General features: G+C 37.0%; 19 protein-coding genes. 17 read left to right on the top strand and 2 right to left on the bottom strand.

What is annotated here, in order from left to right:
- Positions 1–50: 50 nt before the first annotated feature.
- The 8 genes from DYE54_RS03225 (at position 51) to DYE54_RS03180 (ending at position 9875) form a co-directional block, all read left to right on the top strand.
- On the top strand, positions 51–1679 hold the full coding sequence (locus DYE54_RS03225) for a multicopper oxidase family protein (RefSeq protein WP_115309886.1): 1629 nt from the start codon (positions 51–53) through the stop codon (positions 1677–1679).
- A gap of 278 nt (positions 1680–1957) precedes the next feature.
- The gene (gene rlmD, locus DYE54_RS03220) at positions 1958–3331 is read left to right on the top strand and encodes a 23S rRNA (uracil(1939)-C(5))-methyltransferase RlmD (protein WP_115309885.1); all 1374 of its coding nucleotides are present in this window, start codon (positions 1958–1960) and stop codon (positions 3329–3331) included.
- Positions 3332–3433: 102 nt separating this feature from the next.
- Positions 3434–5407: an AAA family ATPase gene (locus tag DYE54_RS03215; protein WP_115309884.1), complete on the top strand. Its 1974-nt coding sequence runs from the start codon at positions 3434–3436 to the stop codon at positions 5405–5407.
- A complete protein-coding gene (gene mcrC, locus DYE54_RS03210) occupies positions 5404–6474 on the top strand; it encodes a 5-methylcytosine-specific restriction endonuclease system specificity protein McrC (RefSeq protein WP_115311075.1) in 1071 nt (356 codons plus the stop codon). Before DYE54_RS03215 ends, mcrC begins: the two co-directional genes overlap by 4 nt.
- A gap of 634 nt (positions 6475–7108) precedes the next feature.
- Complete coding sequence (locus DYE54_RS03200; protein ID WP_115309883.1) at positions 7109–7729, top strand: 4Fe-4S binding protein; 621 nt, start codon at positions 7109–7111, stop codon at positions 7727–7729.
- 4 nt (positions 7730–7733) lie between these two features.
- Entirely contained in the window at positions 7734–8537 is an 804-nt protein-coding gene (locus DYE54_RS03195) for a protein-ADP-ribose hydrolase (RefSeq protein ID WP_115309882.1), read from the top strand.
- Positions 8521–9510: an SIR2 family NAD-dependent protein deacylase gene (locus DYE54_RS03190; RefSeq protein ID WP_115311074.1), complete on the top strand. Its 990-nt coding sequence runs from the start codon at positions 8521–8523 to the stop codon at positions 9508–9510. Before DYE54_RS03195 ends, DYE54_RS03190 begins: the two co-directional genes overlap by 17 nt.
- A gap of 182 nt (positions 9511–9692) precedes the next feature.
- A complete protein-coding gene (locus tag DYE54_RS03180) occupies positions 9693–9875 on the top strand; it encodes a hypothetical protein (protein ID WP_115309881.1) in 183 nt (60 codons plus the stop codon).
- 128 nt (positions 9876–10003) lie between these two features.
- Here DYE54_RS03180 and DYE54_RS03175 read toward each other — a convergent pair whose 3' ends face one another.
- Positions 10004–10795 carry an HpcH/HpaI aldolase family protein gene (locus DYE54_RS03175; RefSeq protein WP_115309880.1) on the bottom strand — a complete coding sequence of 264 codons (792 nt, stop codon included), beginning with the start codon at positions 10793–10795 and terminating at the stop codon, positions 10004–10006.
- Positions 10796–11436: 641 nt separating this feature from the next.
- On the opposite strand from DYE54_RS03175, the gene DYE54_RS03170 reads away from it, so the two are divergent.
- The 9 genes from DYE54_RS03170 to DYE54_RS03130 all read left to right on the top strand — a co-directional run bounded on the left by DYE54_RS03170 (position 11437) and on the right by DYE54_RS03130 (position 21709).
- Positions 11437–12573: an ESPR domain-containing protein gene (locus tag DYE54_RS03170; RefSeq protein WP_115309879.1), complete on the top strand. Its 1137-nt coding sequence runs from the start codon at positions 11437–11439 to the stop codon at positions 12571–12573.
- Between the two features lie 357 nt (positions 12574–12930).
- Entirely contained in the window at positions 12931–15399 is a 2469-nt protein-coding gene (locus DYE54_RS03165; protein ID WP_115309878.1) for a YadA C-terminal domain-containing protein, read from the top strand.
- 283 nt (positions 15400–15682) lie between these two features.
- Positions 15683–16384 (top strand): alpha/beta hydrolase, encoded by a 702-nt coding sequence (locus tag DYE54_RS03160; RefSeq protein ID WP_115309877.1) that lies wholly within the window; start codon positions 15683–15685, stop codon positions 16382–16384.
- Complete coding sequence (locus DYE54_RS03155; protein WP_172460545.1) at positions 16384–17721, top strand: FAD-dependent oxidoreductase; 1338 nt, start codon at positions 16384–16386, stop codon at positions 17719–17721. Before DYE54_RS03160 ends, DYE54_RS03155 begins: the two co-directional genes overlap by 1 nt.
- Positions 17722–18102: 381 nt before the next feature.
- Positions 18103–19146 carry an LLM class flavin-dependent oxidoreductase gene (locus DYE54_RS03150; RefSeq protein WP_115309876.1) on the top strand — a complete coding sequence of 348 codons (1044 nt, stop codon included), beginning with the start codon at positions 18103–18105 and terminating at the stop codon, positions 19144–19146.
- A gap of 109 nt (positions 19147–19255) precedes the next feature.
- Positions 19256–19924, top strand: coding sequence for a DsbA family oxidoreductase (locus DYE54_RS03145; protein ID WP_218564751.1), 669 nt, complete (start codon positions 19256–19258; stop codon positions 19922–19924).
- Between the two features lie 284 nt (positions 19925–20208).
- Entirely contained in the window at positions 20209–21048 is an 840-nt protein-coding gene (locus tag DYE54_RS03140; RefSeq protein WP_115309875.1) for a pirin family protein, read from the top strand.
- A 71-nt stretch (positions 21049–21119) separates the two neighbouring features.
- The gene (locus DYE54_RS03135; RefSeq protein ID WP_115309874.1) at positions 21120–21329 is read left to right on the top strand and encodes a (4Fe-4S)-binding protein; all 210 of its coding nucleotides are present in this window, start codon (positions 21120–21122) and stop codon (positions 21327–21329) included.
- Positions 21330–21430: 101 nt separating this feature from the next.
- On the top strand, positions 21431–21709 hold the full coding sequence (locus DYE54_RS03130) for a GNAT family N-acetyltransferase (RefSeq protein WP_115309873.1): 279 nt from the start codon (positions 21431–21433) through the stop codon (positions 21707–21709).
- A gap of 132 nt (positions 21710–21841) precedes the next feature.
- On the opposite strand, the gene DYE54_RS03125 is transcribed toward DYE54_RS03130, so the two are convergent.
- The gene (locus tag DYE54_RS03125) at positions 21842–23164 is read right to left on the bottom strand and encodes an MFS transporter (protein ID WP_115309872.1); all 1323 of its coding nucleotides are present in this window, start codon (positions 23162–23164) and stop codon (positions 21842–21844) included.
- Positions 23165–23286: the final 122 nt, after the last annotated feature.

Raw genomic sequence — 23286 nt, 5'->3', positions numbered from 1 at the left:
AGTACAATTAGTCGTATATTGTGGTTAATGAAAGGACAGGGTATATTCGTATGAAACGTTCATATAAACAGTTATTAAAGTCCATGCTGGTAGCTTCACTAGTAACAGGTAGTGTATTTACGGCATATGCACATACTAATCATGAGGCCACTAGCTATTGTTGTGAAAGTCAGGAAGACGGCTCTCAAATGATGATGGCAGGGTCTATGCACCATAAGGGGATGCCTCACAGTCAGCAGAATATGCATCAAGGCATGATGCCAATTATGCATGAAATAATGCAACCGGGAATGCCTCATCATGGCATGCGTCACGGCGTTGATGATGTTGTGAAATTTCAGACTATACAACAAGCAGCAAGGCCACTCGCAATTCCACCGCTTTTAGAAGGCACTTTGAATGAGCAAGGGCGTACAGTGTTCAATATTGTGGCTCAAGCAGGTGAGAACCAATTGAAAGATGGGGATGCAACAAAGACATATGGTTATAATGGTAATGTATTAGGCCCTGTATTATCGATGAAACAAGGCGATAAGGTATCAATTCATTTAAAAAATACATTGCCAGAAGAGACTACGTTTCATTGGCATGGCTTAGTAGTGCCTTCGGATGTAGATGGCGGCCCTCATCATCCAATTGCGGCTAATGGAGGAACTGGGCAGATTGATTTTACAGTTAACCAAGAAGCGAGTACAGCTTGGTTTCATCCTCATGCTATGGGGACAACAGCCAGTCAAGTATATAAGGGCTTAGCAGGGCTTATTCGGATTGAAGATGAGGAGCAAACTAAATTAGGTTTGCCAAATACCTATGGCGTTGATGATATTCCAGTAATTTTACAAGATCGCAACTTTACAGTCAATAATCAATGGGATTATAAAACCTCGTATGAGGCTGATGGGGTATATGGTGATACGTTATTAGTTAATGGCACTATCAATCCATATTTTAAAGTTAATGCGAAAATTATGCGCTTACGTCTTTTAAATGGGTCGAATGCACGTAATTATACATTGCAGTTAAGTGATGGCGCTAGTTTTAGACAAATAGCGAGTGATGGTGGTTTATTAGAAACGCCTGTTACGATGTCAACGCTTACCTTAGCACCTGGTGAGCGAGCTGAAGTAGTCATGGATTTTTCAAAATATGAAGGTCAATTGCCTGCTTTAGTGACAGCCGATGGCACGGTTGTATTAGCTTTTGAGCGAGGTACTATGAGTGATCGCGGCACTAATATACCACAGTGGCAACGTCATAAAAATTTAACTGTTAATCCGAATACTTTGCAAGAGTCTATGATGGCCAAGGCGGATAAAACGGTAGTTATGGCGGGCATGGCTGAAGCTGTTACCATTAATGGGCAAAAATTTTCCATGGATCGCATTGACTTAACTAGTAAATTAGGTAGTACTGAAATATGGGATATTATCAATGCTGATTCGGCCATGATGGGTATGATGCATCCGTTCCATATTCACGGTGTGCAATTTGAAGTTGTATCACGAAATGGGAAGCCAGTAGCACCTAATGAACAAGGTTTCAAAGATACCATTCAAGTAGAGCCTGGTGAAACGGTGCGCATCAAAGTACATTTCACACAACCGGGTGTATTTATGGTGCATTGTCATATTTTAGAACATGAAGAAAATGGTATGATGATACAATTGTTGGTGAAATAAGTAAATAAAAAATAAAGCTGTAACTCAATGTCTTTTTCGTTGTGGTTACAGCTTTTTCAGTTTATAGAGAGTATTTAAAATAAGCTGAGAATAGGTTGGTATATATAGGAAAAGGAGTTAATAGGGAAAGGGTTTTACTGATTTTGGAATTTCAAGGTATAATAAAAGATAAGAAACTAGTTGCTTACAACAAGTGATTGTTGTAGGAACTTATGTAATGGTAATAATAATTTAGTTATGATGTTAACAGTAGGTACTGATAGAAAGGACGAAGTGCAATGAAACAGACTGTGCCTGTCGCAAAGGGCCAAATTTATGAGATTACTATCCAAGGACTAGGAACCAGTGGTGAAGGGGTAGGTCGCTATGAAGGGTTTACTGTATTTATTCCCTTTGTTTTACCAGAAGAGCAAGTAAAAGCAAAAATTACTCTTGTAAAAAAGAATTATGCTATTGGAGAAGTGGTAGATATTTTGAAACCATCTCCTCATAGAGTAGAACCTATTTGTCCTGTGTATGGCACTTGTGGTGGTTGTCAGTTACAGCATGTATCCTATGAAGAACAACTTCATTTGAAAACGCAAAATGTGCGGGATATTATGGAGCGTATTGGTAAAACGAATCCTGCTTTAGTACAACCAGCCTTAGGGCCCAATAGTCCTTGGGGATATCGTAATAAAATGCAAATTCCAGTGGGCTTTGAAAATGACCAAGCTGCGTTAGGCTTTTATGCCCGTGGTTCTCATGCCATTGTACCTTGTACTAATTGTGCGATTCAAGATGATGGGAATAATAAAATTGCTGCTGTTTGTGAACGTCTGTTACGTGAAACGAAATTGCAACCCTATAATGAAATGACTGGTGATGGTATGATTCGTCATATTATTGGCCGTATTGGTAAAAGCGGTTGGATGGTGATTATTGTTAGCACCTCTAAAACGTTACTAAAGGCTGATTACTGGGTGAGTGAAATTCGTAAAGCCTTGCCAGAAGTAACAAGCATTGTTCTCAATCATAATCCTAAGAAAACGAATGTTATTATGGGCCGTGATTGTACCTTGCTTTGGGGTGAGGAAACCATAACGGATACGATTGATGAATTAGAATTTCGTTTATCACCACATTCTTTTTTCCAAGTCAATCCAATACAAACAACAGTATTGTATAAAAAAGCGTTAGAATTTGCTCAATTAACGGGTAAGGAAACGGTTATTGATGCTTATTGTGGGACTGGTACTATTTCACTATTTTTGGCTAAACAGGCAAAACATGTTATTGGTATTGAAATTGTGGAGCCTGCCATTGTGGATGCTAAGGCTAATGCTAAACGGAATGGGATTACGAATGCTGAATTTATTGCAGCAGATGCGGCTAAAGAAATGCCAGCTCTCGTAAAACGAGGTGTGAAGGCGGATGTAGTTGTGTTTGATCCAATCCGTGCAGGCTGTAAGGAAGAAGTTCTAAAAGCGGCCGCAACGATGGAGCCAGAGCGTATGGTTTATGTTTCTTGTAACCCTGCTTCTATGGCAAGAGATATTGTAGTCCTAAGAGAACTTGGCTATGAAGTAGAAATCGTGCAGCCAGTGGATATGTTTCCGATGACGAGTCATTGTGAGGCTGTGGCTTTGTTAAGAAAGAGTTTCACCAAGTAAGTAAATTGTGATAAGTAAGATGATATGATAAAAGCGATAGAAGAAGTAATGACTACAAAGAAGCATAAAGTTTTTGTGAAAAAATAAAGATGGTGAAATTTAATGTTTGATAAGTCTTGTTTAAAGTCGGTTATTATTGAATACAAAAAGCAGTTTGCACAGTCTCATTGGATGAAAGAAAAATATAAATGGGAAGCTGTAAAGTATTTTCAAGAAAATTGGGATATTAATGCCAAAAATTTTGTTAAAATGCTTACAAACTCACTTTCGAAAACTGGTAATTTATTAACATCGGGGAATAATTTTCCTGGGAATATGATTATTGAGTTTGCAGAAGCTTCTCCAGAAGAAGTGCGTACCCTGTTTGTAGAATTATTTGATGAAAGCGAAGATATATACACACGCATTAATAGTTTTAAGCAAAAATCAAATATATTGCTCAAAAAATACAAAGCTGATGCAGTGCAACATTATCAGCACGAGAATGCAATTAGCACTTACCTTTGGCTTCGTTATCCAGATAAATATTACATCTATAAATTTGGCGAAGTTAAGGCTGTTTCAGAGAAGCTTAAAAGTGATTACATTTTTAAAAGAGGTGCATATGAGGATAATATCCGTAATTTCTTCTCACTATATAATGAAATTTGTGAAGAATTGAAAAAGGATGAAGAACTTAAATCTATGCTTGCCTCTCAAATTACTAAGACATGTTATCCAGACTTTGAATTAAAAACATTAACAATTGATGTAGGCTTTTTTATTAGCAGATACTTGCATCATGAGAAAGATGCCCCTTTTAAGGATAACTGGGAACCAAGTGATTATACGCCGGCTTTAAGTGTTGATGATTGGGAAGAGCTGTTAAACGATGAGGGAATTTTTACAACAAGTAGCCTTGAAATAATGAAGCGAATGCTTGATTATGGTGGTAAAGCTACATGTAAACAGTTATCAAAAAAATATGGAGAGAGTACGAATTTTTATAATACAGGATCGTCTTCTCTAGCTAAACGAATAGCACAAAAGACTGGATGTCATGTACTACTTCGTGAGGATGGTAGTAGTAAGTGGTGGCCTATACTTTATATTGGAAAAGAGGCAAAAAAAGATGAGGAAGGTTCATTTGTATGGAAATTAAGGGATGAACTTGCTGAAGCATTAAAAAGAATAGATTTTAAAGATGTGGACTTATATGCTAATAACGTGTCATGTATTACTAAAGAGACATATAGTAAACAAAATTTTTTGAATGATGTCTATATGACAGAAGCAAAGTACGATCGTCTAGTAGCGGTACTAAAGCGAAAAAAGAATATTATTCTTCAAGGGGCACCAGGTGTAGGTAAAACTTTTACAGCTAATAGACTGGCGTATTCAATTATGGGTGAGATTGATGATGAGCGTATAGAATTTATACAATTTCATCAAAATTATTCATATGAGGACTTCATGATGGGCTATAGGCCAGTTGAAAATGGTTTTGAACTTAAATACGGTATTTTTTATAGATTTTGTCAAAAGGCGGCAAATCAGCCGGATAAAGACTATTTCTTTATCATTGATGAAATTAATCGTGGTAATATGAGTAAGATTTTTGGTGAACTTTTGATGTTGATTGAAGCTGATTATCGTGGAAAGGCAGTTACGCTGGCTTATAATGGTATGAGTTTCTCTATTCCTAAGAGATTACATATTATTGGTATGATGAATACGGCTGATAGAAGTTTAGCTATGATTGATTATGCGCTAAGGCGACGTTTTAGCTTTTTTACTATGGAACCTGGTTTTGATTCAGAGGGATTTACTAATTATCAAAAACGATTGTCAAATACTACATTTGATAGTTTAATTGAGAGCATTAAAGTTCTTAATCAAGAGATAGCAGAAGATAGATCTCTTGGTAGTGGTTTTTGTATTGGTCATAGTTATTTTTGCAACGAAAGTAAGTGTTCAATACAATGGATGAAAGATGTTATTGATTTTGATATTTTGCCTATGTTAAATGAGTATTGGTTTGATGAACCGGCTAAGTTGAAACGTTGGGAAAATATTTTATATGGTATCTTAAAATGACGAAACATAAAAGTATATTAATCCATAATATATATCATATGTTGTCTTATGCTTTTCAGACATTAAATCAGGAAAATTATGAGAATGTAGCCATTGAATCATTTGAAGAGATGTATGATCTTTTAGCGGCTATTCTTGCAAAAGGAATTGGCATCCAGTTAAAACAGGGACTATATAGGACATATATGAATTTAGAAGAGAATCTTCCTGTGATGCGTGGAAAGATTAATATTTTAGGAACTGTAAAGAATCGTTTGGCACATGAGCATTTATTGATGTGTAACTTTGATGAACTATCAGAAAATAATTTATTTAATAAGATTATTAAAACGACAGTTATATTGTTGTTAAAAAATAATAAAATTAAATCTGAGTATAAAGAGGATCTTAAAAAGAAAATGTTATTTTTCTCAAATATAGATGTGTTAGATCCAAAATCAATAAATTGGTCAACCATATATTTTCAGCGAAATAATCAAACATATAGAATGTTAATTAGTATTTGTCAGTTAATAATTGAAGGAATGCTTATTACAACGGATTCAGGTGATTATAGACTTGCAAAATTTGTTGATGAACAAAGTATGTGTCGTTTGTATGAGAAGTTTATTTTGGAATATTATAAGAGACATTATCCAGAAGTGAATGTAAGTGCTTCACAAATTTCTTGGGCGGTGGATGATGGGATTAGGACTATGCTTCCCGTTATGCAGAGCGATATTCATTTGCAGAAGGAAAATGTTGTTTTAATTATTGATGCTAAGTATTATAGCCATACGACGCAATCTAGGTATGATAAGCATACTTTGAATTCGAATAATTTGTACCAGATTTTTACTTATGTTAAAAATCGAGATTATGAATTTGGCGGGGAAGAACATAAGGTTTCTGGCATGTTGTTATACGCAAAGACAGAAGATAAAATACAGCCAAATAATGTTTACCAGATGCATGGCAACCAAATAAGCGTTAACACATTAGATTTGAATCTTCCCTTTAAGGAACTTTCAAATCAACTGGATAGTATTGTGAAATCTCATTTTGGTGATGTGATAAAGGTGAGCTAATCTTAAACCAATGAAAAATAAAATAGAGCTTATAACAGTAATAATTCAACTAACGACAGCGATATTATTACTGATATAAGCTGTATCACTACCACGCATTATGAGGCGGTATGCTTGTTGACACTATGTTGAGTTGCCGAGTTATATGTCGGGGAGTTGTGGCTGTGAGATAGATGTTAAAAGATTTATAAATTCCGGATGCACAAAAAGCGTCCGGAAAATTTTTTTGAAAAATTTTGATGTAACTATTGACACTACATCTATGACGTGCTACATTATACACACGAGATGAAATGATGATTATTACAACTTTACAAGGACCGATGGAATCTCGCTAATAAGAGAACTGTCAGAGATATCCTTCTATGATGTATATCAGACTATAGACCTATGGAGGGCGGAGACTTATTCCGGTTCCATGAAAATCCGAGTCTATAGTGTCCTGTAGGTAAAAACATCCAGGCCTTTTTGATGAGACGCTAAAAGATATTCAAACCGTTATGGAGGACGAGATGAAAAAGTATACAATAACGGATTTGAGAATGGGAATGCAGGTTATTCTGGCAAAAGAAGCCTGACAAAATGAGCCTCTGGGGCAGACAGCTTCGGAGTCCTTTTCTAAGGAGGTGTTAACGTGACAGCAAAAGACTATCTTGACTATATTGTGAATGAGATACATAGAACGATTGTAGCTACCGTCGATGACGACGGTCTTCCCGTGACGGCAGCAATCGATATGATGGACTGTGATTCAAATGGATTGTATTTCCTCACAGCAAAAGGTAAAGGCTTTTATGACAGGCTGAAGAAAAGAGAGTTTCTTGCCCTGACTGCGATGAAAGGTGAGGATACTATGAGCAGTGTGGCTGTATCTATCCGTGGTAAAGTTCGGGAGCTTGGATATGATAAGATTCCGGAATTGTTCGAGAAAAATCTGTACATGCGCAAGATATATCCTACAGAGGAGTCTATGCGGGCTCTGACGGTGTTTCAGATTTATGAGGGCAGTGGTGAGTGGTTTGATCTTTCAAAGAAACCGATAGAGCGTGCGTCTTTTACCTTTGGCGGAGTGAAGATGAAGGCAGAGGGATATTTCATCACAGATGCATGTATCGGTTGCGGAAGATGTACGGCGGTTTGTCCGCAGGATTGTATCATTCAGGACGGAGTTTCATATGTGGTTCAGCAGGAGCACTGCCTGCATTGCGGTAACTGCATGAAGGCATGTCTGGTTGGCGCGGTGGAAAGAAGGTAATACTATGGGTGAAAAAAGAGCACAGCATCAGCGACTGGATTATCTCGTTGAGGAATTCAAAGCGGATTCTGTTCAATATAAAGATTTGGAAACGCCGAAAGACACCGAAGGAAAGCGGCGCATCCTTCGTTCGCTTATGAACATCCGTATGCCGAAAGTACTTTCAAATGATGTGCTTTCGGTTCAGGATGAATATCTGGTAGGCAGAGCCGAAGAAAAAGGTATCGTGCGTCTTTATGACATTCCGGTAATCCGCGATGAACTATCTATTTGGCAAGGTGATATCACAAGACTTGCCGTAGATGCCATCGTCAATGCAGCCAATTCGCAGATGCTAGGTTGCTTTGTTCCAATGCATACTTGTATTGACAACTGCATCCATACCTTTGCCGGTGTGCAGCTTAGAGTAGAGTGCAACAGGCAGATGAATCAGTTACGGATTAGACATGGCAAGGATTATGAGCAGCCGACGGCTATTCCTATGCTGACGGATGCCTATAATCTTCCTGCAAAGAAGGTCATTCATATCGTAGGTCCCATCGTGCAATATAAGTTGACGCCGGAACTTGAGAAGAATCTGGCGGACTGCTATCGAAATACCTTGGATATGTGTCTGGAAAATAATCTGAAAAGCGTGGCATTTTGTTGTATTTCTACAGGCGTATTTCATTTTCCGAACAAGAGGGCAGCTCAGATTGCCGTCAGCACAGTAGATAGATGGCTCTCACAGCATCCGAGCGCTATGGAAAGGGTGATCTTTAATGTTTTTAAAGATGAAGACAAGGAATACTATGAAGCACTTATATAAAGAAAGGCCGAACGGCTATCAGGAGAGCATTAAGAAGGGACTCAGTGCGGTACGATATTTTAGCAGAAATATGTCATTCGGAACAGGCTCTAAGGAGGAGCGAATATCCAGATTAAAGAACGAGATTCAAACAGCAGATGTTATAGTGATTGGAGCGGGTGCCGGACTTTCTACAGCTGCAGGACTGACTTATAGTGGAGCTCGATTTGACAGTTATTTTTTTGATTTTGCAAGAAAGTATGGTGTTCGGGATATTTATTCCGGTGGCTTCTATCCGTTTCCAGATCAGGAAACTCGCTGGGCATGGTGGGCAAGGCACATCTATTACAATCGATATATTGATGCGCCGAAACCTGTTTATCAGGAGTTACTTTCACTTGTGGCGGATAAGGATTATTTTGTTATCACTACGAATGTAGATCATCAGTTCCAGAGAGCGGGATTCGATAAAAAGCGTTTGTTCTATACGCAGGGGGACTACGGCCTGTTCCAAAGCGTTGATCCATCTAATCGGAAGACCTATGACAATGAAGAATGGGTAATAAAAGCAATGGGGGCACAAGGCTTTGTGAAGGATGCGAACGATGTGTTCAAGGTGCCAGAGGATGGCAATATAACTATGCGTATTGCGACAGAGCTTATTCCGAAATGCCCAGATGACGGATCTGATGTGACCACGAATCTTCGCGTAGATGATTCCTTTGTCGAAGATGAAGGTTGGTACAGGGCATCGGCGGCATATGCGGATTTCCTTCTTAAGGCTGAGAATCTTCATGTGCTCTATCTGGAGCTTGGCGTGGGAGCAAATACCCCTGTTATAGTAAAATATCCTTTTTGGCAGATGACATTGGCGAATGAAAAAGCAGTGTATGTCTGTATCAATTATGGTGAAGCGTTTTGTCCGAGCGAGATTGCCAATAGAAGTATCTGCATTGATGGGGATATTGGTGATGTATTTATGAAGATGAAATAACAATAGAGCTTCAAAAGAAAAATAAGGCTCTCACGCTGTCATTAGCGGACGATGGACTTCTTGTAGCGGTTGTCATACGCAAAGATAGAAGATAAAATACAGCCAAATAATGTTTACCAGATGCATGGCAACCAAATAAGTGTTAATACGTTAGATTTGAATCTTCCCTTTAAGGAGCTATAATGCTAAAAGGAATTGCTTTTTTATTATTTGGGATAGGTGTAGTTTTAATGATTCCCAAATATGTTAAACAGTACAAGGCTGAAAAAGATATAGAAAATTTGCTCATATTAGTTGGGATTATTTTATTAGGCGGTTCCAGTATTGTTTTAGGTATTATTGCTATTTATAATGATTTAAAATAATTTAAAATAATTTAGAATAATAAAAAATAACTGTTGAGATGGCATCGACGCGATGTTATCCCAACAGTTATTTTAGTTTTTATCTTTATTTTTATCTTTCTCTTATAACCTCAGAGTTTTTATTTTTATTATCCCTTTATAGTCTTTTTATATGTTTCTAAGGTCGTATCAGCACCACTTACTAAGAATTTAGTGTCGATACCAATGCCCAAGAAGCTGACGCCTAAATCAATAAAACGTTTGGCTTGTTCAGGGCTTAGTGCGATAGTGCCGACAGGTATATTATGTTCTTGAACTCGTTTGATTGCATAATCCATAGCTTCTTCTACTTCTGGATGAAATACATCTAAACCATAGCCCATATCAACGGCTAAATCAATAGGGCCTAAGAATATACCACCAATATCAGGGACAGAGGCAATCGCATCAAGATTTTCAAGCCCTTTTTTGCTTTCAATTTGTGGTAAAATACAAAGTTCATTAGCAATGCGTTCTAAATAATCAGGGATACGACCATAGCGTCCTGCTCGCACGGCACCGGCTCCCATACCGCGGTTTCCACGAGGGGCATAGGAGGCCCAGTACATAATTTTTTCTGTTTCTTCAGCACTTTCTACTTTAGGAATAATAATATTTTGAATACCAGAATCTAAGAGTTGTTTAATAATGCCCGTACCTGCTTCAGGAACACGGAATACTGGTGTCACATTGTAGGGTGCCACTGCTCGAGCGATAGCTACGATGGAATTAATATCATGGGCACCATGTTCACCGTCAACAAATAACCAATCATAATTAGAGGTGGCTAAAATTTCTGCCACTTCAGCAGAAGGAATTTCTTGTGCTACGCCATATTGCACATTTCCTTTTTGAATATTTGTTTTAAATTCATTTTTCAAATAATCTTTAATCATAGCCATAATAAACCTCCTTATAATGTAATAAAACCTGTTATAAGTTAATAGATTATCTATATTGCATATTCATTGTATAATGAAGTTTAATTTTATACAACGGTTTTTATGGCTGAAAAAAGTTAGTATAATGCTATGGAATAACACCTTATTTTCTCAAGTAAGGTGTTATTTTTAATGTAATTTATTTAATTTTTTGCATAAAATTTTTGGTATATAAATAGACTTACTGAGTAATATTAGTAATCAAATAGTTAGTAAAAAAGAGGTGAGATATATTTATATCTAATTTTATCTAAAATATGATAGTAATCTGCCATATGGGGATATCATCTTGAATTTATTGTTTTAATAATTGATGAAAATAATATGAAAGCAATCAAAATAGAATGTGATTTTCCAATTAGTTTTATAGGGATATATTATTTATATAAGTGATTTATATCATATTAAAAGGATAATAAAAGGTTCAATAATCATGATAGATTTATGAAAAATGGTGTGCTATACTGAAAAAAAGATGTAAATAATAGCTTTAATGAACCGGTAATTATCATATGATGTTTACTTTTTTATAAAATTTATAAAAATACCCAGAATAGTAAAAGAATCATGTCAGTAGCTAACCAAGAAAGGAGACATGCGTTATGAATGGGATTTATAATGTTATTTGGAGTAAGGTGAAACATCGTTTTGTGGTGGTGTCTGAGTTAGTTCATAGTTGCACAAAACAGCCAGGCAGTAGCGTGACAAGAAAAATGGCCACAGTTCTTGCTGTGCTGGCTTTGACAGCTAGTTCAGCGGCTATTACTGAAGCAGCAACTGCCCAGCAATGGACAACAGGATCAGATGCGAAGGGGAATTTTACAGCTCATATTGATACAGCCAATACGATGGGCTCAAGCGCAGAAAAGAATAAGGTTATTGGTGATGGCAATACGGTAAATACCAGTAATAATGAGGTTACTGGTGATAATAACACGTTAAAGTCCGGTAGTTATAATTACGTAATTGGTGATGACAATGAAATTTCTAGTTTAGGTACATCGTGGATTATTGGCAGCGGCAATAAGATACATACAAATGATGGATACTATAATGCTAGTAAATCACTTATTTTAGGTAGTCGAAACACCTCAGCTGATGAAATTAATAGCACTATTTTTATAGGCAATGAGAATAAGGTAACTGATTATATTTTGGACTCTGTAGCAATAGGTAGTGGCATGGAGTTTGGAAAAAGAACTAACAACTCCGTTGTAATCGGTAATAAGGCAAAAAATGGGGTGTTTCCAGAACTTGCTTCAAATAAGTCAAATTTGGTAGGTAGTAATGGTTCAGTTGTAATTGGTGACTCCGCTTCTAACCAGTCTCCATATAGCGTAGTTATTGGTGCCAATGCTAAGATGGGGGATAAATGGAGCTCTGCCGGCGTTAGCGTAGTTATTGGTGCTCATGCGACGATTGCGGATGACTCAGCAAACTCTATACTTATCGGTTCAAGTAATTCTGAATACTCATATTCCAAAATTGGTACAAATGTAGATTGGGCCATTGCTATGGGGCACGAAGTAGAAATCGGTGATACATCTGACCAATCCGTTGTTATTGGTGGCGCTGGAGCAAAAATCGGTAAGGATGCAGCTCATGGCACTGTACTTGGCTCATTCTCTAAAATATCCGATGGCACTTGGTATGGTACGGCCATCGGCTATAGTGCGGAGGTAACAGGTCGGTCTAGTTTAGCTATAGGTAATGATGCACATATTGGTAAGGCAGGTTAACCTGAAAGTAGATATTCTGTAGCTTTAGGTTATCAATCAACACTTGAAAGTAGTGTAGAAAATGCTACTGCTCTTGGACCAGAAACTAAGATTGAGAGCAATGCAAATGGTAGTGTAGCTATTGGTGTTAAATCTAAAGTACAGTCTTGGTCAGGTGGAGGCATTGCTATAGGTTCTAATTCTACTGTTAAGGGGAGTAGTAATATTGCTATCGGTGCTAGAGCTGGAACTATTACTAAAGCAGGTAATGTTAGTAATTCGATAGCGCTAGGTAATGATACTCAGGTTAAGACAGGCTATAGCGTAGCGTTAGGAAGTAATGCGACTATTGAGGAACGATCGGGTAGCTCTTCAATAGTGGGACATAAAACTAGTACAAAAAGTGCATCGAGTTCTATTTTAGGGGCGTCATCTAATATTGGCACTGGTTCAGACTACTCCTTTATTGGTGGTAGTGAGTCGATTATTGGAGATAACATTAAATATGCTACTATTGTAGGCTCTAAGTCCGGCGTTAGTAGTTCAGGAGGTACAGCCATCGGCTATGCAACTGATGTTGCAGCTAATACTAGTTATAGTGTGGCCTTAGGTAATAATAGTAAAGTAAAAACTGACGACATGTTTACGAGCGCTAAGTTAACAGAATTTAAGAAAGAATTAGGCGATTTCTATAATAAACAATGGAATATTTCTAGCAGTGATGGTACATATGGCGTACTTTCTGTTGGTGATAGTTCATCTAAACGTCGTATTATTAATGTAGCCAAAGGTCGTATATCATCAGATTCCTATGACGCTATTAATGGTAGTCAAATTTATCATTTAACTAATGATTTGAATGCTAAAATAGCCGCTGCAGGTGGTGAGGTAGTAGCAGGCACAAATATTGCATCAATAGGTACAGACACATCTGAAGATGGCAAGCCACAATATATTGTCAATGCTAAGAATGCTAGTGTCAGTGTAGACGACAATTTTACTTTGACACCGACTGAAAATAATCAGACTAATATTACAGACTACAATATTAAGCTAAAAGATACTATTACTATTGGTGAAGCTAAAGAGGGGAATAATCCTATTACGATTGACGGTACTGCTGGTCAAATAACAGGCTTGACTAATACTTCGTTAACTGTTGATGGTTTTGCAAAATCAGGCCGTGCGGCTACTGAAGAACAGTTGAATGCGGCTATTACTAAAATCGAGGGTAATGCCTATAAAGGCTGGACTGTATCTGCTGAAGGTGGTACTGGTGTTGCTGTAAACAGTGGCAATACAGTTGATTTCTCTGGTGCAAAAGATAAAAACAATCATAAGAATATCGTAGTAAGTCAAAAAGGGACTAATTTAACCTTTGATCTTAATAGCACTGTTAATGTAGGTACTGGAGATAATACGGTAGCAATTGATGGAGAAAAGGGCACAGTAACTGCAGGCGCAGGTGTTAATAAAGTTGCTATCGATGGTAATACGGCAAAAGTAATAGTTGGAACTGTAGAAAAAACAAAAGTAACTCTAGATGGTGTAGCTGGTTCGGCTAATATAGGTAACGTAGCAATTGATGGCGCTACAGGCAATGTTACAGGCTTATCTAATAAAACTATTTATTATGATGGATTTGCAAGTGGTGCAGGCCGTGCAGCTACAGAAGAGCAATTACAACTTGTTAGAAATGATTTAGAAGGTATAAAAGGAAGTGCTTATCAAGGCTGGAATGTTTCGGTCAATGGTGAAGATAGCCAGGCTGTAGGTAATAATGCTACCGTAGACTTCTCTGGCTCTAAAGACAAGGCTGGTAACCAAAATATCATCGTAACAAAAGACGGAACTAATTTACAGTTTGGTCTCAGTGAAAAGATTACTCTTGGTGAAGGCCATACTCAGGTAGTGGTTGATGGTGGCGAAGGTACTTTACAGGTAGGTACTGAAGCAGGTAAGAAAGTCACTGTGAATGGTACAACTGGTATGGCAGAGGTTGGTAATATTTCAGTGAATGGTAGTAAAGGTGAAGTGACTGGCTTAACTAATACTACTCTTGATGCTGATGATTTTGCCACTGTAGGTCGTGCGGCCACCGAAGAACAACTTCAAAGTGTTAACCATCAAGTGACCAATAATAGCATAGCGATTAATAATTTAGGGAATAAAGTAAACCAATTAGATCATCGGATTGATAAAGTTGGCGCTGGTGCAGCTGCTTTAGCAGCACTTCATCCACTTGACTTTGATCCAGATGATAAATGGGATTTTGTAGCTGGTTATGGCAACTATCGCGGTGAAAATGCAATGGCTTTAGGGGCATTCTATCGTCCAAATGAAGATACTATGTTTAGTGTAGGTGGTACTCTAGGCAATGGCGATAATATGTTTAACGCTGGCGTATCGCTTAAATTTGGTCAAGGTAACAATGTTTCTACATCTCGTGTAGCGATGGCAAAAGAAATTAAAGATATGCGACGTGAAATGGAAGCTATGAAGTCCGCTATGCTTGACTCTCATGCAGGTCGAAAAGTTGATACCTCCAAACTTCAACTCTTCCCAGACGTACCTCAAAATCATTGGGCTTATGAATACGTGGCCACTCTTGCTGGTAATGGCATGATACAGGGCTATCCTGATGGTACTTATGACGGTAATCGTCCAATGACGCGCTATGAATTTGCCGCAATGTTGTATCGAGCTATGTTAAATGGTGCTACATTATCTGATAAGATTCTTACTGAATTTGCACCTGAATTAGAACGTTTCACAGTTGATGCAGTTCATACTGATAAAGATGGCAATCCAACTGTAGAACGTGTACGTGTTGTACGTCATAAATAAACTTTCTATTTGGTAAATTAGTATAGTTATAATATACAGACACTCCCTTTAAAGGTGATAGCTATTAGGTTTTCTTAACGTTGTCACTAAAGGAAGTGTCTGTATTATTTTATCGACTCTATAATATCTCTCTACAACCCCTTATTTTCTCAAGTAAGGTGTTATTTTTAATATCTTTATTTTTTGATATAATAAAACTATAAAGAATAAATTAAATATAATAGTGTATGCTAAATAATCTAGGAATATCTGTTAAGATGTTAGTATAAAAGGAGGTGGATTAATGGCCAAGAAAGAAATAAATATTGGGCAAAAGACGTGTACTATATATGAAGTTGAAAATCCAGAATACATTTTAATTCAACCGGTAGATGAGTTTGATCTTAAAGTATTAGATCATCAAGTTGAATTAATGAGAGAGGCTGTAGATAAGCCATTTTTATTGGTAGCGATAACGATTGAACATTGGCATGATGAGTTAACCCCTTGGTCAGCGCCCGCTGTATTCGGCAAAGAGGGATTTGGGGATCAAGCTAAAGAGACTCTTGCGTATATAGAGATGGTATTATTGCCAGAGTTAACCAAAAAGTATCAAATTAAAGATACTATGCCAATCATATTAGGTGGCTATTCATTGGCTGGTTTGTTTTCTATATGGAGTGCTTGCCAAAGTAAGAGATTTTCAGCTATTGCTGCTATTTCACCTTCTTTGTGGTATCCAGATTGGATTACGTATGTTAAAGAGCATGTGCCAGCAACCAAAGCTATATATCTTAGCTTAGGTGATCGAGAAGATAAAACTAAGAACCCTGTAATGGCAACGGCTGGTCAGCGTATTCGAGAACAACAGGCTATATTAAAGGAGCAAGGGATTGCGTGTACGTTGGAATGGAATGCAGGTCATCATTTTCAAGATACAGAAGTACGCTGTGCCAAAGGCTTTAGCTGGTGCATGCAGTCAATGAGAGAAGTAGGAGGCTTATAATGAAAACGTATGATATTATTGTAATCGGTTTTGGTAAAGCGGGTAAAACACTAGCTGGCAAATTAGCTAAACAAGGAAAATCAGTTGCTTTAATTGAAAAAGATGCTCATATGTATGGTGGCACTTGCATTAATGTGGGCTGTATTCCGTCTAAACGGTTAGTGACTGATGCTGCTATGGCGCCTAAAACTGATTTTGCTGCTAAAGCTATTTATTATAAACAAGCGATTGAAGAAAAGCGAGCATTGATAGGTGCTTTACGTAAAGCTAATTATGATAAATTGATTCAAGCAGGGGTTACCGTGATTGATGGGGTTGCTTCTTTTGTAGATGCCACTCATATCGAAGTCCGCACGCAACAAGAAACAATGACCCTAGAAGGTAAACAGTTTGTTATCAATACAGGGGCAACACCTGTATTACCAGACATTAAAGGGGTAACAGATAGTGCTAAGGTGTATACGTCTGAAACGCTTATGGATTTGGCGGAACTTCCTGAAACATTAACGATTTTAGGTGGCGGTTATATTGGTCTTGAATTTGCCGCTTTATATGCAAATTTTGGTAGTAAGGTAACCGTTGTGCAGGATGGTGATGTATTCTTGCCACGTGAAGATGCAGATATAGCAAAAAGCATTCAAGATGTATTAGCTGCTAAAGGGGTAGCGATTATTACAGGGGCTACGGCGACTGAAATTAAAGAAGGTACTTTATATTATAGTAAAGGTAATGAAGTTCAGACCATTACGGCTGATGATATTTTAATTGCTACTGGTCGCTGGCCTAATACTGATGAATTGGCTGCTGAAAAGGCTGGGATTACCTTGTCTAAACGTGGTGCCGTTGAGACAGATGAACATTTACGTACAAATGTAGCTAATATTTGGGCTGCTGGCGATGTATGTGGTAGATTGCAATTTACATATATTTCTTTAGATGATAGTCGCATTATTTTAGATGATATGGCAGGAAATAGTCAGCGAACTATTAATAATCGTGGTGCTTTTGCGTATTCCGTATTTATTGATCCACCATTTTCACGAGTAGGTCTTAATGAAACGGAAGCGAAAGCAAAAAATATTGAGTATCGTGTAGTAACCTTGTCGGCTAATGCAATTCCAAAAGCAAAAGTACTTCGTAAAACAGAAGGTGTTTTGAAAGCATTAATTGATGCTGATAATAAAATTCTTGGTGCTCAGTTATTCTGTGCAGAGTCTTATGAAATGATTAATTTAATTAAATTAGCTATTGATCAAAACTTAGATTATCAAGTATTGCGTGACTTTATTTATACACATCCAACTATGTCAGAAAGTTTGAATGATTTATTTGCTTAATTGAATATAGCGTGAGAATAACTTCTGTTTTTTCATTTGAAATGAAAGAAGACTGTATTTAACTTGCCATAAATGGGGCCCTAATATTAGATTTAATTGATTTAATGTTAGGGATACGTTCGCAAGGTAGATACAGTCTTTTTGTTTAATATTTTTATATCATACAAAAAAGTATAAAGTAGGTTATTGACAATGAAACTGATAACGAGTATTATATAGGTATAATATATAGATAAATCTCGAAATATAGATTTAATAAAATGATAATGAATAAGTAAAGTGATTTGTCTTACTTGTTAATTATCCTGACATTAAAGCTGAGTTGAATAGGCTTTATATAGTATAGGTTATTTTATAACGACCTAATTATAGGAGGTACATATGAAGTTATCCGTTTTAAATTTAGTTCCTTTACGAGAAGGACAGACACATAATGAAGCATTTCATGATATGGTTGAATTGGCGAAAAAGGTAGAATCCTTTGGTTATGAGCGGTATTGGATTGCTGAACACCATAATATGAAAAATATAGGAAGTAGTGCTACTCAATTGTTGATTCAACACACGTTAGCCAATACGAATTCTATTCGAGTTGGTTCTGGTGGCGTTATGCTGCCTAACCATAGTCCGTATATTGTGGCGGAACAGTATGGGACACTAGAAACTTTGTATCCAGGTCGTGTTGATTTAGGGCTTGGTAGAGCACCAGGGACAGATCAAGTAACCGCAAGAGCTTTACGTCGAACTCACAATTTATACACAGATTTTGCTAGTGAATTGGCGGAGTTAAAAGGATACTTTGAAGATACAAATCCAGTACATGCGTATCCAGCTGCTGGGATTGAAGTACCATTTTATATTTTAGGTTCTAGTACTGATAGTGCCTACTTAGCAGCTGAATTAGGACTTCCTTATTCGTTTGCATCTCATTTTGCACCAGCTATGATGGAAGATGCGATTGCTATTTATCGTGAACGATTCCAACCTTCTAATGTATTGACGGAGCCTTATGTAATTTTAGGATTAAATGCTATTTTAGCTGATACAGACGAAGAAGCTCAGTATTTAGCCACTACACAGACACAAAGTTTCTTAGGTGTTGTTACGAATAGCCGTCAAGGCTTACAACCACCAGTCGAATCAGATAGTGAAATTTGGGATAACTATGTAGCAGCTAGAACAGCACCTCATTTTGGACCTATTTCTTTTAGAGCAGAGGATTTAGCGTTTAGGGAACAGGCTATTGTAAGACAAATGGCTTCGGTATCTTTAATTGGTAACCCTGAAACAGCGGCTAAACAATTACAAGAATTACAACAGAGAGTAACATTTGAAGAGATTATGGCTAATAGTTTGATTTATGATACACAAAAACAGGCATATTCTTATAAGTTATTAGCAGATGTAGTAAAAAATGTAAAATAGGTAAATGACAATTTAGTTTAGAACAGTCAGAAAAGTCATCGTGTAAAAGAAGTAAATAAAAGAAGTAAAATAGATAGAAATATTATAAACTAGGAAGGAAGTAAACGAGATGAACAATTCAAAAATTAGTGTAAGATATTGGTCAGATATTGCGTGCCCATATTGTTATATTGGAGCTACTCGCATGAAAAAAGCAATGGAAACAGTCGGCCTAGATCCTAATGATTTAGAAATGAAAGCATTTCAATTGAATCCACAGGCACCATTAAAAACAGAAGCGACTATGTTGGATCAATTTGCTCTAGGTCATGCTATTTCAAGAGAACGGGCTCGTGATCAATTTAATCAGATGGAAGCAATGGCGGCCACTGATGGATTAAAATTAAACGCAGCGGATGCGATTCCTACCAATACAATGTCAGCCCATCGGCTTATTAAATGGGCAAAAGCAACGGCGGATAAAGAGACAGTAAGTCGTTTGATTGCTAGATTTTATAAAGTGTATTTTGAAGATAATGATTCTATCGCTGATTATAAAGTATTATTAAATGCTGTTAAAGAAGTGGGTTTACCTTCACAAGATGCTATTAATGTACTTACATCTACTGAATATGAAATAGATGTACAGAGCGATTTATTGGCGGCACAGCAGAATAATGTACAGAGTGTACCATTTTTTGTACTTAATGATAAATATGTATTTTCAGGAGCTCAGCCTTATGAACAAATCGTAGCCGCATTACGTCGTGTTATGGAAGAAGCTAGTGAAACTGAATAATAGAATCGGGGATAGTGTCAATGAGGATAAGTGGCGCATTGAGGTAGGGGAGACTTGTCAGGTAATAGCTACTGGTGAATGGTTATGATTTATTAAATAGAGACTTATGGATAATCTATTGGTAGAATATCTATAAGTCTCTATTTACATATGTAGAAAAATATATTATAATATAACTACATCAATTATATCTAATTAGATATAATTGCAATAAAACAAAGAAAGTGGAATATTTATATTTAAAATTCAAAATAGTATGTTAAATTTGAAACGAGGGACTATATATGAAACGGACAGTGAAAACAAAAGTAAAAGGATTCAGAACACAAGATGGGGCGGGCGTAAGTTTAGTTCGTGTTTTGGGGAATAGTACAATTGAAGAGTTTGATCCAATTTTGATGTTGGATTCATTTGATAGTACAAATCCAGATGATTATACAGCGGGGTTTCCTATGCATCCACATCGTGGTATTGAAACAATTAGTTATGTTTCACGAGGGAAAATGGTGCATCGAGATAGTTTAGGTAATGAAGAAGGTATTTCAGATGGCGAAGTACAGTGGATGAATTCGGGATCTGGTATTTTGCATGAAGAAATGGTACCAGCGGCTGATCGTTTATTAGGTGTTCAGTTATGGTTAAATTTGCCAAAAGCTGAAAAGATGAGCAAACCAAGTTATCATTCTATTAAGCGAACAGATATTGAAGAAATTCCGTTTGAGGGTGGCAAAATTCGTTTATTAGCAGGGCAATATAAGGAACACCAAGGGTACCGTGGTGAACATCTTCCCTTAGATTATTATGATGTGCATATGGAGCCCAAGGCAGTCATTACCATTGATTCTAAAGAAGATGATTCAGTCATGTTGTTTACTTTACTTGGTGATGTGTATGTAAACGATGAATTAATTGAAGAGAAGACCGCTGTTAAATTAACGGCAGGTACAGAAGTGACTTTAACCATGGGAGAACAAGCGGGGCAAGTATTATATATTAGTTCTAAAGCGTTAAAAGAACCGGCTGCTTGGGCTGGACCAATTGTTATGAATACGCAGGAGGAAGTACAACAAGCTTTTGCAGAACTTCGTAATGGCACTTTTATAAAAGATAGTGTTGAGTATTAATTAATGAGTGTAAAATAAAACATAAAGTTTATTTTATACAGTGTATGCATAGTTTGTAGGGGATGAAAATTATGAGTGAAAAGATATATGAAACAGATGAATTAAGGATTAGTTGGAAGCCAAAACTTTGTCAACATGCAGCTGAATGTGTAAAAGGTGCGCCAGCAGTATTTGATGTGGGACGTAAACCTTGGATTCAGCCGGAAAATGGAACCACTGATTTAATTACTAAAGTTATTGATAAATGTCCTTCAGGGGCACTAAGTTATACGCGAAAATAAATTATTGTAATTACATTTGGAAGTAATGAGTCATATTAATGCGTAATATTAATATGCAAAAATAAATGAGTAAATTTGATGCTGTATATGGAGACAAGTCTATGGTAAATATAGTATTTGAAACTGAGAAAAATAGAGCGGCGGCCTATGATGGTCAGCAAAATATTGGCGAAAGTACGATTTCAAAATCCGCTAGTTTATGGATTATTGACCATACATTAGTTGATGAAGGCTATGGTGGACAAGGCATTGCTGGCCGATTGGTGGCTGAAATTGTTAATCAGGCTCGTATAGCAGGTGTAAAAATTATTCCTTTATGTCCCTTTGCCAAACGCGAGTTTGAAAAGAAGATTGAATATGCGGATGTATTAGCAAAATAAAGATTAAAATATAAAACAGCAAAATATAATAGGTATCAAAATAAAGAAGAACTGTAATTATTGCCAATGACAAGTAGTTACAGTTCTTTTTATAATTGTGTTTTTATCGTGTATTCTGAAATAGAATTTTTTTTATTTTATGGACTCTAACGCTTGTTGTTTACTTTCTTTGCCAAAGCAAAGCACTACAATAGAAATAAGGACAAAGACAGATGCGAATAGATAAAAAATAGAATCCATATGTAGTTGTTGGGATAAGAGAAAACCCACGAGAATCGGTGCAATAATACCACCAATACGTCCAATGCCAGCAGCCCAACCAGAACCAAGGCCACGAATTTCTGTAGGATATAGTTCTGGTGTATAGGTGTAGATGACACCCCAAGCGCCTAGATTAAAGAAGGACATGAAAATACCTGATGTTAACAATACCGTTTCAGAGGTAGCGTGACCAAAGAAATAGCTACTAATACCACTGCAAAGTAAATAAAGGGATAAGGTATAGCGTCGCCCTATTTTATCAACTAAGTAAGCAGCTGAAATGTAACCGGGAAATTGGGCAACGGTCATGATTAAAAGATATTCAAAGGATTTTACAATAGTAAAACCTTGTTGATAGATTAAAGAAGGGAGCCACATAAAAATGCCATAATAACTGAAGATAATCCCAAACCAAGTAATCCATAACATAGCCGTACGTAGTGCATATTGCTTACTCCATAGGGTACTAAGATTTGAATTAATTGGTTGAGTATTTAAAGCCTTTAATTCTTGTTTGGTACAACGTGTTAATGGTACTGCCGTTGCTCTTTCTAGTTGTGAAATTGTTTCATTTAATTCTGCTAGTTTTTGTTGTTTCATTAAATAACGCAAAGATTCGGGCATATGCGCACGAATGACACCTGTGTATAGGGCTGGTAAAGCACCAACGGCTAATCCAATACGCCAGCCGTATAGAGGAATGACTAGATAGGCAATGAGAGCGGCTAATAACCAGCCAATAGCCCAGAAGCTTTCGAGCATAACCATGAAACGACCACGAGAATTTTGTGGTGAATATTCTGTAATTAACGTGGCTACAACGGGGAGCTCGCCACCGAGTCCAAGGCCTACGAGTAACCGACAAAAGAGTAAGAATTCATAATTGGGGGCTAAAGCCGATAAGGCAGTTGCGATACCATATAGTAACATAGTCCAGGTAATAATTTTTTTCCGGCCTATATGATCAGCTAAGGCGCCTGCTAAAATGGCTCCTATAGCCATACCTAAGAGGCCTATGCTACCTAGCATACCGATTTCAGTACTAGTAAGGTGCCATTCTTTGGTAAGTACTGGCATGATGAAGGAAATAATCCCCGTATCCATAGCATCAAAAGCCCAGCCTAGACCTGCAATGAGTAAGAGTTTGTAATGAAATCGATTGGGTTTCATTGCATTTAATTCGTCGATAATCATGAAGTCATCCCCTAATCTTTAAATAATAAAAGATAAAAATAAAAAAAACTATACAGATTACTTAAGTGTATAGTTTTTAATATACAACAAGCCCTTGCAGATAGCAAGGGCTAATTTTAGAT

This window comes from Veillonella criceti, from assembly GCF_900460315.1.
Lineage (GTDB): Bacteria > Bacillota > Negativicutes > Veillonellales > Veillonellaceae > Veillonella_A > Veillonella_A criceti.
The sequence above is the reverse complement of the archived record's forward strand: the minus strand, read 5'-3'. Positions and strand labels throughout refer to the sequence as shown.